This window comes from Vreelandella glaciei (genome assembly GCF_013415125.1).
GTDB classification, from domain to species: Bacteria; Pseudomonadota; Gammaproteobacteria; order Pseudomonadales; family Halomonadaceae; genus Vreelandella; species Vreelandella glaciei.
Genome location: NZ_JACCDE010000003.1, coordinates 238,029 through 248,527, shown reverse-complemented (window position 1 = coordinate 248,527; position 10,499 = coordinate 238,029). Strand labels below are relative to the sequence as shown.

Sequence of the window (10,499 nt, the reverse complement as noted above, 5' to 3'; positions counted from 1 at the left end):
TCTACCACCTGTTTAACGGCTTCGATTTTGAATTCTTCAGTGTAACGGGGATGGCTCATGGATCCTCCTAGGTACCTTTAGTATAAGGCCTAGAGGTGTCTACGAAACCCGGGGCGATTCAATCAGCTTTGCAAAGGTAAGGGTTTAACGTGCTTTATGAGTCTCGATCTCTTTTGCCCATTCAAGTACGCGCTTACGTTGGCCACGGCTATTGAGTCGGTCTGTATCAACGCTAGCCGGAATAAGCTGGCGGTTGGGCGATGCGTCTAGATCAAGATTAAAAGACCTTGAGGCGCCAGTGGGCATATCTTCAGAGCCATAAATGGCAATGACACGAATTTCGAGTTGTATATTCTGCTCGTGAAGCAGGCTGTCATCAATTTCCCAATATTGCTTAACCTGATTGACAATGTCGCCAAACGACTGAATATTAAGGTAATCCCCCGATGCTAACGGGCCTTGATGGGTGCGGTAGCTGGCTTCCTGTTGTTCGCTGCCGTGTTGCTGGTACTCCACCACATCCAGAGAGTAACTCTTTTTTTGAGTATGCAGCACCGCCACAAGGTGTTGAACATAGATTGCTTCACTGCTCATATTGCTGATTAGGCAAATAGCATCCACACCAATCCCTTTGCCACGGTTAATGATCACTCGAGGGCGACGTTGGCGGACATAGCCGTTATAAAGCAATTGGGCATAGAAAACCCAGACGAAGAGGGTGCAAATACTTGCTATTGCCGAGATGGCTTGGGCATTATCGTTGAGCCATTCCATTATTAGAGATCCTTCTCATAGCTATTGGAGGTAGTCATTGGCGATAGTATTGGTGTCAATTACTCGCAGTAAGCCATTTCACATTGAGGCATAGACGAGTATCCGGTTAGTCGTTTTAACAGAGCCTAGCGGAAAAGAGGAGCTAAGTCAGCCTGTTAAAAGTATGTAATTTGGCAAATACTAAGCACGGAAAAAATGGCATTGAGCCATTAATGATTTAAAGCGAGGGATAACAACGCAAAAAAAGCCTTAGAGCTCCTTTCAAAACCCTTGAAATAGCTCGCCTACGTGGCTAGCTTCGCTAATATGGCTAAGAAGATTGTACCTGATGAACTCTGGGAAATTGTCGAGCCGCTCTTGCCACCTGAACCACCCAAGCCTGATGGTGGCAGACCACGTGTTTCCAACCGTGCCGCCTTGACCGGCATCCTGTTTGTTCTTAAGTCTGGCATCCCTTGGGCGATGTTACCTCAAGAAAGGGGATGCGGTTCCGGTGTCACTTGCTGGCGACGGCTGCGTGACTGGCATGAAGCCGGTGTCTGGAAAAAGCTTCATCAGTCGTTGCTGGAATACCTGCAAGAAGCTGAACAACTGGATTGGGATCGTGCTTGCATGGACAGTGTCTCCATCAAGGCAAAAAAGGGAGATCAGCCATTGGCCCAAACCCGACAGACCGTGGGCGACCCGGAACTAAACGGCACCTACTGACGGATCGAAAGGGAACACCGCAGGAGGTCGTTCTCTCCAGGGCCAATATGCATGACAGCGTTCCCCTATCTGTCCTGCTAGACGCGGTAACCCCCGTCGCAGGTCGTCTTGGCCGTCCTTGCCAGCGACCTCGTAAGCTTCACGCCGACAAGGCGTACGACTTCGCTCGTTTTCGCCGTGCCTGCTATAGGCGCTATATTCAGGCGCGTATAGCCAGACGTGGTGTGGAAGATACTCAGCGACTGGGACGCCATCGCTGGGTGGTTGAAAGAACCTTCGCCTGGCTGGAACAGATGCGTCGACTCGCAACACGATATGAGCGGCGCACTGACATCCACTATGTGTTCACTTTACTGGGCTGCTCCCTGATCTGCTTGAAGCGGCTCACGCGACAGTTTTGAAAGAAGCTCTTAATGAGTTATGTGCGCGAGGGCGACATCCTAGTTGTTTATGCCATCGACAGATTAGGCCGCGATACAATTGATGTGTTAAACACCGTTGAATCTCTGCATGCAAAAGGTGTTTCGGTAATTTCAATCAGAGAAGGATTTGAGTTGGGCGCTCCGATAGGCAAAACGATGTTGACGATGCTTGCCGCAATTGCCGAGCTGGAGCTGTGCAGTATAAAGGCGAAGCAAATGGCCGGTATCGCGCGCAAAGAAAGATGGCTTGCCGTTTGGTCGTGAGAAGGTCATTGATGATCGAGCGGTGGTACTATGGCGATCACAGAATAAACAATCGATTGCCAAGACTGCCGAGCATTTTGGAATTTCCACTCCATCGGTGAAGCGGGCTTGGCGGAGGGCACAGGCTGAGGAGTGGTTGAAAGCTATGCCGCAACATGAGTCCTTATCTAGTGTGTAAATAGACCACAAGCATTTGTCAATTAAATGATGCCCGTAATCAGTCCAACTAGGGGCTGTTGACGCGAGTAATGTTCATGGGAAAACTCTTCTCGACCAAATGGGAGCAAATGGAGTTTTCATTTTTTAACTTAGCGCACAAATGCCGCTTAAGAGTGCGGAGGACTCCATCCCATTGTTTTACTTCGGTAATCATAGGTAATCGTAGGCTAAAGAAAGCTTCCCCATCCCTCCTTTAGCTCTGCAAAACGCATTGCTGAATAACAGATTTGTCACCATCAAACTGAGTCACCGATAGCACTGTAAGAGAATACTTACATACTTCTAATATTACTTAATCTACAATGATGGCCGGATTATCAAAAAAACTACTTGAGTTCATAATGAAAAAGCATTTATCTATTGCCATCGCCGCTGCTACCTTCACGCTTGCTACAACGTCTGCTGTTGCCAATAGTGCAGGCTCTGGCTATGTGGGCGCGCTCGCTAGCCATTACACATACGATGTTGAGGGCGTAGACGATATAAATCCTACCGGTTTGACGCTACGCGGTGGCTATTTCTTAACAGATAACGTTGCTGTTGAAGGCCGTCTCGGCACTGGATTAAGTGAAGATACCGTCAGTGGCACGAACGTTGATGCTGAGCTTGACCAGTTGATGGGGGTATACGTGACGGGCTACCTGCCGGTTAACGAAGTGTTCTCATTTTACGGCCTGTTGGGCTTTTCTTATGCGGAAGCCACCCTCTCAAATCGTTTCACCTCTATTTCTGATGACGACGATGGCTTCTCTTATGGTGCTGGTGTCCAAGTTAACTTCACGCCCCAAGTTTCCGGCCAGCTTGAGTATGTTTCCTATCTAGATAAATCAGATTATAGCCTGAGCGCCGCCAGCATTGGTCTTAGCTATCACTTCTGAATAGCGTCTATTATTTGCATTGAAGCCGCCTTGATTTGGGCGGCTTTTTTTAAACGTCAATAGTCCCTAGTTTGTGAGCGATTCCCTTCCATATTGCATCAACGAGTAGGGTTTAACGATAATGGACGCAAGGAAATTCGGTGAGGAGAATCGAAAATTCTTACCAGAGTGGACGCGTTTGCGCAGCTAAGCACCGTTAAGATTCAACTATTATGCTGGATATTAACGCGCTCAAGGATGCCTCTTTGCTCGATCTAGCGCCATCCAGAGAGCCTGCGCTCAGCTTTTATGTATAAGGGCGTTATTTGTCACTATTGGACGCCAGAAAATACGGCCCCGCTGGCTCTGTAAGGGAGGTGCCTATTGCGTCTCTCGAATAGGCGGCATTCCTCACAGCATCTGCAAAAAACCTAGGACTTTAAGCTCAGGCCCGACTCAGTGGCGAACTCTTTTCCGGCAAAGTGTCCGCGACGTCGGCGCGCGTTCTCGCGTTCGCGAATTTAAGTTTGTTGACGTGGCAACAAGGGTTTACAGCTTTTGAACGGTCACATTACGATTGGCTAGTGAGTCAGTTACGCAGAGAGCAGGGAGGTTAATAAAACATGGTTTTAGGTGTCTAGCATGCGCATGTTGAGTAAGTGTAGAGCTTGAGAGGTGAAGTGATTTTCAGCGATAAAAAGAAAAATTAAGTTATAGTCAATCTTCAGATTTATTCGTTTTTGCTATAAGAGTGGTGTTGTTAATAGTCTTTTTAATATGGCATCCGGTGGGGAGGGTAGAAAACTCCTTACCGGAGCTGATGCTATTCGCATCAAGGCTCCGGTAAGGTTTTTCCCCTCCTGCCACCCATGCTTGTATTAGATCTGACGATCCGACATCCGTATGGGCCCATCCCCCACTGCACTGAACAACGTTACATGAGACTGTGAGATCCTGGGCGACCTCTTGTAACGTCCGCGACACCCTGTTCAGTGGCCCCTGATGATGATCAGGAGAACCTCGTAATGCCGCGTTAGCGGTTTTTTTTTGTGCTGATGATACTGATGCGTGCGTAAGCTATTTCCTACAAACTTTACCGGCAATCTCCTACATGCGTGGGCGAGTGAAGCAATTATAGTGTGCGTGTGACGCCAGGGACGCCGCTTTAAGCATGACGAACGCTTCACGTCAGGGAAGGCGAATGGTAGAGCAGTAGAGCAGTAGAGTAGGATTCAGGATGGCCAGGGAAGGCATCTCTACGACGTTACTAACGGCAGTTCATTCCAGTTCGTTGTGTAGCGCGGGGTTCGATGCTCGCAACGCAATTCCCATGCATTGATCTTCCTTGGCATACCCAGCCTCACTGTGTTCTTGCCGTGCTCTCTATTGAGCTTGTCCAACGTCGCCATTAGTTTTTCATTCTTGGCTCTCTTCTCATCGCTAATCGGTTCAGCGAGTAGCCCGAGCTAAAATCCGTCGTTTGGAACCGCTAAAGTAATTGGGTGGTAAGGGCTGGAGGGTTAAATTAAAAGGCGGGGAAATAGAAGTGGGAGGTGGCAATTGATAGATAGCACATCCTGCGCATATCTATGATCTTATCAGATGATGTTGTCCCGCTCCCATGCGTAGCTGATTTTATGGTTAAGCTCATTGCGTAAGAAGCTTCTAATGCATGAAAGACGATTGACTACACGAAACCAGGTGTTGCAGTAGGTCATTGAAAACCCCAGCACCCTGCCATTGGAATTATCGGTCACGACGCAGCGGTCTCTATATCGGTCAAAATCAACCGAAAACACGTCCGGAAATGCTGACAAAACCAATGATTTTTTGCTCTTCAAGTCTAAAGGCATATTTGCCTCCACTGTTGATTCAAAGGTGTGCGTAGCGCACTTTCTCAGCATAAGATGCCTTGAGATTAAGTCAATGCAAGAATCCAGGACCCGTTTGATTTTTTTGCACACTGGCTACAGCTGCGCGGCAGTCATGACCGTGGGGCTGCATTGTGCTCATGCTCCAAACGCTTATAAGTCACTGTGTCCAGATTGTGCCAGAGGCCTGCGCTGTAACGTGTCTAGCTGCCTAAGATTGAAAATATTGGTTGTTCGGTACAACGTGAGAAGAGCTGGGCTAAATTACAGGCACAAAAAAAGCACCTGATCAGGTGCTTTTAAAGTTGACTAAAAAACTGACCAACTATGCCAAATGTAGACCGTTTGGAGACAACTTAGCAGGACAAGTAAAAGCTAAGATGCTGAAATTCATAAAGTAATTGGTGCGGATGGGGAGACTCGAACTCCCACACCTTACGGCACTAGAACCTAAATCTAGCGTGTCTACCAATTCCACCACATCCGCTAAGACGAGGCGTATATTATCAACTTCGTGATAGAAGTCAACCATGAGTTTAATATTACTACCTCGATCGGGGAGAAGGCATGAAGGTAAAACAATGGCTACAACGTGGCGGCCATTGGCTAAAGCAGGCCATGCCTGGCTATTGCGCCTTTTGTTTGGCACCCGCCTTGGCGGGGCGGGGGTGGTGCACCGCCTGTTTGGTCGGGCTGCCGTGGAACCTGCATGCCTGTCGCCAGTGCGGTGACCCTGTTTCCCATGGGGCTAGCTTGTGTGGGCACTGTTTAATTGACCCACCGGCATTTTCGACCACCCAAGCGGGGCTTTTATATCAGGGGCCTATTAAAGAGCTGGTACATGATTTTAAATTTCACGCCTCTCCGCGGGCGGGTACGTTGTTAGCAGAGTTAATGGTATTAACGCCGCCGCCTACCCAAGCAGACGCACTGTTGTCGGTACCTATGCACCCAGCGCATGCGCGGGCGCGAGGATTTAATCAATCGCAGTGGTTAGCCGAGAGACTCAGTCGCCAGCTTGGTGTGCCATTGGTGTCTGCCAGGCGAGTAAAGGATTCTCCCTCCCAGCGCACGTTGAATCGCCGCCAACGGGTTGCCAATCTGGCGGGTGCCTTTGTCTTTGAATCACCGCCCCCGGCGCATTTATTAATAATCGATGATGTTGTTACGACGGGTTCAACGGGGCACGCACTGGCGCGCGCGGCGTTAGATGCGGGAGCAGAACGTGTGGATATTTGGGCGACCGCGCGGACGCCCCTGGGTAAGGATTGATAGAATAGTCTTTTCGCTTACTCAATAGCGCTTTCGCCAACCCAGGAGTGGCCTATGTCACACCCGTTTAGCTCTCTTTCGCCTGATTTAGTGATGTCTGCAGTGGAGTCGCTGGATATCTGGCCTGCGGGCGAGCCTTTTGCGCTAAATAGCTATGAAAACCGTGTGCTGTTGTTTCGTGATGGCGACGGCAAAAACTGGATCGTTAAATTTTATCGACCTGATCGTTGGTCAGACGCGGCGATTCAGGAAGAGCACGATTTTTTACAGGAGCTCGCTAGTCAGCAGGTGCCGGTAGTTGCGCCTTGGCGTGATAGGGCGGGTGTCTCGTTACACTATTTTAAAGCGTATCGATTTGCGCTGTTTCCCCACTGCCCAGGCCAGGCGCCAGAGTTAGATAATCCATCGCACTTATTTGCCATGGGGCAGGTGTTAGGGCGGTTGCATAAAGTGTCGGCCAAAAAAACGTTTCAGCACCGTCCTTGGCTAGAAATGGCGAGTGGTATTTTAGATGCTCAGCAGCGAGTGCTGGCCAGTAATTGGCTGAACCGTCATCAGCGCCGGGCCTACGATAATGTAATTGAAAAGGTGCATCAGCAGCTTGTAAAACATACTGTGCCCGCCAGTAGCATGATTCGCTGCCATGGTGATTGCCATTTGGGCAATGTGCTGGGGCGTGATGAGGACTTTACGTTGGTCGATTTTGACGACTGTATCATGGCGCCTGCTATGCAGGATATCTGGATGCTACTGCCCACGGATGACCCCCAGGGGTGGCGATCATATCTAAGTGAAATTACCGAAGGGTATGAGGAAACCTGCTCATTTCCTACTGATCAGATGGCGTTGATAGAACCACTGAGAAGTTATCGTTTAATTAGGCACTCAGCGTGGCTGGTCTCTCGCTGGGATGATCCCGCTTTTCCCCGTGCTTTTCCCTGGCTGGCGGATAGTGGCTATTGGGATCAGCATATCCGCCAATTAGAGCAGCAGTGCCTGCAGTTAGACAATCCCCGCTGGCTGGCGTAAATAGGGGCGATTTAATCTGGTACGGCCTCTTCGCGGGGCACGGGGTTAGCGACGCCTTCTCCGTCAACTTGGCGGCGTTGCTCGTTCAATTCTTCAGAGGGGTTGTCCTGCTCTTTAATCTCTAGGGACTCATTCAGCGTGAGAACGAACGTTTTTCCAGGAGAAAGCGTGCATGGAGTGCCTTCGCACGCGATGCCGTATTGGCCATCTTCGGCATACGCGCTGGCGCTGAATTCACCCGTAAAAATATCACTGTCTGCATCGTGTGTTTCAATGCAGGTGGCATCTTTCGTGGTAACACGAATGCGCTCATCGACTAATTGGGCATTGCCCACGATGACGCAATATTCCGGCAGCGAGTGCGAAGCTCTCTCAGCTTGAGTGGGGTGTAGCAATATGTCGTTAAGACGTGCTTGGTTTGACTCAAAGGTAAGCTCTTCAACAACCTCAACGCCAACAGTCGCTTCGTTGGGCAGTGAAAGTGTCGCTTCTGCGGCGAAAGAAGGTAGCGGTGTGGCGAAATAAAAGGGGACCGCAATGGCGGTTAACCAAAAGGGCGTTGGCTTAAATGACATGGCGAACTCTCAATGGTGGTGCCTGAAGAAGTAAAGGCAATCAATAATAATGATTTATCATAGCACAGGCCCCTAGGTTGCAAAGTGAGCACCGCGGCGCTCTGCCGCAGTTAGAGAAGCCAACAGCAGGCGAGATGCGGTAAAATAATGGAATTAATTAATATTTGTTGTGCGTTTTTTATGAAAAGTATACTTTTTGTACAACTTGGGTAGAGAAAGGCGGTGGTTAACGCCCCTCTAGTGGTAGTTTTACTTTTTTCATGCGCAAAGGGTTAGAGACCTAGGTGACCGTTTGGACGCGATTGCGCACGGTTTTGATACAGTTTTTGAAGAGGCTTAATATGTCCGATGATATCGCCGAGCACTATCGCCAGATAATTTCAGCACTAGGCGAAGATCCAAACCGTGAAGGGCTACGAGATACGCCGAAACGTGCAGCCAAGGCTATGCAGTTTTTGAATGCTGGCTACTCTCAGTCTTTGGATGAGATCGTTAATGGTGCGGTGTTTGAATCGCAAACGGATGAAATGGTATTGGTGAAAGACATTGAGCTCTATTCAATGTGTGAACACCACCTGCTGCCTTTTATCGGTAAATGCCACATTGCCTATCTGCCAAACGGTAAAGTATTAGGATTGTCTAAGTTTGCCCGTATTGTCGATATGTTTGCGCGCCGTATGCAGATCCAAGAGAATTTAACCCGTGAGATTGCAGATGCTGTTCAGGAAGTGACTCAGGCAACGGGCGTTGCTGTGGTCATTGAGGCGCGTCACCTCTGCATGATGATGCGTGGCGTAGAGAAGCAAAATTCCAGTATGACATCATCGGTAATGCTGGGTAGTTTTCGTAGCAATCAGGCGACTCGGCAAGAGTTTTTAATGCTGATTAACTGAGTCAACTGTCGGTAATTAGCGAGTAAAGCACGCGGTAAACTTGGTCTAAAGGGGTGTTTCGTCTTAGCATGAAGAGGTTAATGAGCCTATAAGGCCATCATTTTGGTCAGGAGTCTGTCATGGAAGCGCTAAAAGAAACACAGCTGTATTGCCCCTTTGCCTATATAGACGGTAGTTGGGTCGCGGCGGATAGCGGCGAACAGATCACCGTATTAAACCCGGCAACCGGCGAAGCGATTGGCGATATTCCCCGCTTGGGAAAAGTTGAGACTGAGCGGGCGATAGACGCGGCGGATGCTGCACTACCGGCGTGGCGTGCCCTTACCGCTCAGGAGCGAGCGGATTTGCTGATGAAATGGCACGATCTGATGATGGAGCACCAGCAGGATCTCGCCATGCTGATGACCTACGAGCAGGGTAAGCCGCTCAAGGAAGCGGCGGGCGAAATTGCCTATGCGGCCAGTTTTCTGCGCTGGTTTGCCGAAGAAGCGCGGCGCGTTTATGGCGAAACCATTCCTGCCGCTAAAGCTAACCAGCGCATTGTGGTGACTAAGCAGCCCGTCGGTGTTGTGGGGGCCATTACGCCCTGGAATTTCCCAGCGGCGATGATTACCCGTAAGGCTGGTGCGGCACTAGCAGCAGGTTGCACGATCGTGGTTAAACCTGCCAGCCAGACGCCGTTTTCAGCCACTGCGCTCGCGTTATTGGCAGAACGTGCCGGTATTCCCCGCGGCGTGTTCAACGTAGTGCCGGGCAGTGCCAGCGATATTGCCCAAGCCATGACCCAGTCGCCCAAAGTGCGCAAGATTACCTTCACTGGCTCCACCGAAGTAGGGCGCAAGCTAATGGCGCAAGCGGCGGAGCACGTGCAGAAGATCTCGCTTGAGTTGGGCGGCAATGCGCCGTTTATCGTGTTTGAAGATGCTGATTTAGACGCCGCCGTAGAAGGCGCCATGGCCGCTAAATTCCGTAACGCCGGGCAAACCTGTGTTTGCACTAATCGCTTCCTGGTTCAGTCCAGCGTGATTAATGCCTTTTGCGAAAAGCTAGCGGTTGCCATGAACAGCGAGCTGCATGTCGGCGATGGCACTAAGCCGAATATTAATATCGGTCCGCTCATCGATGGCAATGCGGTTAAAAAAGTCAGTGAGCATGTGCAGGACGCCATCGATAATGGTGCAGAGCTGTTGTTGGGCGGGCATCCGCACCCGTTGGGTGGCAACTTCTTTACGCCGACGCTGATCAGTTTTGCGACCGACAAGATGAAGGTGGCCCACGAAGAGACCTTCGGCCCGCTCGCGGCTGTCTTCCCGTTTGACGATGAAGAGACGGCGATTGAAATGGCCAACGATACCCAGTATGGCTTGGCTTCTTACTTCTATTCGCGTGATCTCTCCCGCGTATGGCGCGTGGCTGAGGCGCTTGAGTACGGTATGGTCGGGATTAATACCGGCGCCATTTCTAATGCCGCTGCGCCGTTTGGGGGTGTCAAAGCCTCAGGCTTAGGCCGTGAAGGCGGCCATCAGGGCTTGGAAGAGTACCTCGAAACCAAGTATCTATGTATTGATCTTGGCTGAGCCCTAAGTGTTCTTTTTTAAGTAAGACGGGGTAAAAA

11 protein-coding genes and 1 tRNA gene are annotated in these 10,499 nt (G+C 50.0%); 8 read left to right on the top strand and 4 right to left on the bottom strand.

Features of this window, described 5'->3' with window-relative positions; translation table 11 throughout:
* Window positions 1-144: 144 nt before the first annotated feature.
* On the bottom strand, window positions 145-774 hold the full coding sequence (locus tag HZS80_RS03675) for a hypothetical protein (RefSeq protein ID WP_179915206.1): 630 nt from the start codon (window positions 772-774) through the stop codon (window positions 145-147).
* Between the two features lie 306 nt (window positions 775-1,080).
* Between HZS80_RS03675 and HZS80_RS03670 the strand changes: the two genes are divergently transcribed.
* From HZS80_RS03670 to HZS80_RS03660, 4 genes are all read left to right on the top strand, one after another.
* Window positions 1,081-1,883, top strand: a protein-coding gene (locus tag HZS80_RS03670; protein WP_374730587.1) for an IS5 family transposase whose coding sequence is annotated in 2 segments (ribosomal slippage) — window positions 1,081-1,420 and window positions 1,420-1,883 — 804 coding nt in all. Because the reading frame shifts where the segments join, the coding sequence is not laid out codon by codon here.
* A 12-nt stretch (window positions 1,884-1,895) separates the two neighbouring features.
* Window positions 1,896-2,168, top strand: a complete 273-nt coding sequence (locus tag HZS80_RS23355; protein WP_246361685.1) for a recombinase family protein — start codon at window positions 1,896-1,898, stop codon at window positions 2,166-2,168.
* A gap of 22 nt (window positions 2,169-2,190) precedes the next feature.
* Entirely contained in the window at window positions 2,191-2,346 is a 156-nt protein-coding gene (locus tag HZS80_RS24050; protein ID WP_374730590.1) for a hypothetical protein, read from the top strand.
* Window positions 2,347-2,728: 382 nt separating this feature from the next.
* On the top strand, window positions 2,729-3,265 hold the full coding sequence (locus HZS80_RS03660; protein ID WP_179915204.1) for a porin family protein: 537 nt from the start codon (window positions 2,729-2,731) through the stop codon (window positions 3,263-3,265).
* A 1,235-nt stretch (window positions 3,266-4,500) separates the two neighbouring features.
* On the opposite strand, the gene HZS80_RS03655 is transcribed toward HZS80_RS03660, so the two are convergent.
* Entirely contained in the window at window positions 4,501-4,653 is a 153-nt protein-coding gene (locus tag HZS80_RS03655) for a DUF4113 domain-containing protein (protein ID WP_179915203.1), read from the bottom strand.
* Between the two features lie 864 nt (window positions 4,654-5,517).
* Window positions 5,518-5,602, bottom strand: a tRNA-Leu gene (locus tag HZS80_RS03650).
* 80 nt (window positions 5,603-5,682) lie between these two features.
* Between HZS80_RS03650 and HZS80_RS03645 the strand changes: the two genes are divergently transcribed.
* Window positions 5,683-6,387, top strand: a complete 705-nt coding sequence (locus tag HZS80_RS03645; protein ID WP_179915202.1) for a ComF family protein — start codon at window positions 5,683-5,685, stop codon at window positions 6,385-6,387.
* Between the two features lie 54 nt (window positions 6,388-6,441).
* Complete coding sequence (locus tag HZS80_RS03640) at window positions 6,442-7,416, top strand: serine/threonine protein kinase (protein ID WP_179915201.1); 975 nt, start codon at window positions 6,442-6,444, stop codon at window positions 7,414-7,416.
* An 11-nt stretch (window positions 7,417-7,427) separates the two neighbouring features.
* Here HZS80_RS03640 and HZS80_RS03635 read toward each other — a convergent pair whose 3' ends face one another.
* Window positions 7,428-7,991 (bottom strand): TraB/TrbI/VirB10 family type IV secretion system protein, encoded by a 564-nt coding sequence (locus HZS80_RS03635; RefSeq protein WP_179915200.1) that lies wholly within the window; start codon window positions 7,989-7,991, stop codon window positions 7,428-7,430.
* A 341-nt stretch (window positions 7,992-8,332) separates the two neighbouring features.
* Between HZS80_RS03635 and folE the strand changes: the two genes are divergently transcribed.
* Together folE and HZS80_RS03625 are read left to right on the top strand one after the other, a co-directional pair.
* The gene (gene folE / locus HZS80_RS03630; RefSeq protein WP_179915199.1) at window positions 8,333-8,884 is read left to right on the top strand and encodes a GTP cyclohydrolase I FolE; all 552 of its coding nucleotides are present in this window, start codon (window positions 8,333-8,335) and stop codon (window positions 8,882-8,884) included.
* A gap of 119 nt (window positions 8,885-9,003) precedes the next feature.
* Window positions 9,004-10,461: an NAD-dependent succinate-semialdehyde dehydrogenase gene (locus HZS80_RS03625; protein WP_035558642.1), complete on the top strand. Its 1,458-nt coding sequence runs from the start codon at window positions 9,004-9,006 to the stop codon at window positions 10,459-10,461.
* The last annotated feature ends 38 nt before the right edge of the window (window positions 10,462-10,499 follow it).

Coding starts and splice junctions, on each gene's coding strand:
- HZS80_RS03635 (WP_179915200.1), bottom strand. CDS start 7,991: ATGTCATTTAAGCCAACGCCCTTTTGGTTAACCGCCATTGCGGTCCCC.
- HZS80_RS23355 (WP_246361685.1), top strand. CDS start 1,896: ATGAGTTATGTGCGCGAGGGCGACATCCTAGTTGTTTATGCCATCGAC.
- HZS80_RS03655 (WP_179915203.1), bottom strand. CDS start 4,653: ATGGCGACGTTGGACAAGCTCAATAGAGAGCACGGCAAGAACACAGTG.
- HZS80_RS03660 (WP_179915204.1), top strand. CDS start 2,729: ATGAAAAAGCATTTATCTATTGCCATCGCCGCTGCTACCTTCACGCTT.
- HZS80_RS03675 (WP_179915206.1), bottom strand. CDS start 774: ATGGAATGGCTCAACGATAATGCCCAAGCCATCTCGGCAATAGCAAGT.
- HZS80_RS03625 (WP_035558642.1), top strand. CDS start 9,004: ATGGAAGCGCTAAAAGAAACACAGCTGTATTGCCCCTTTGCCTATATA.
- HZS80_RS03645 (WP_179915202.1), top strand. CDS start 5,683: ATGAAGGTAAAACAATGGCTACAACGTGGCGGCCATTGGCTAAAGCAG.
- folE (WP_179915199.1), top strand. CDS start 8,333: ATGTCCGATGATATCGCCGAGCACTATCGCCAGATAATTTCAGCACTA.
- HZS80_RS03640 (WP_179915201.1), top strand. CDS start 6,442: ATGTCACACCCGTTTAGCTCTCTTTCGCCTGATTTAGTGATGTCTGCA.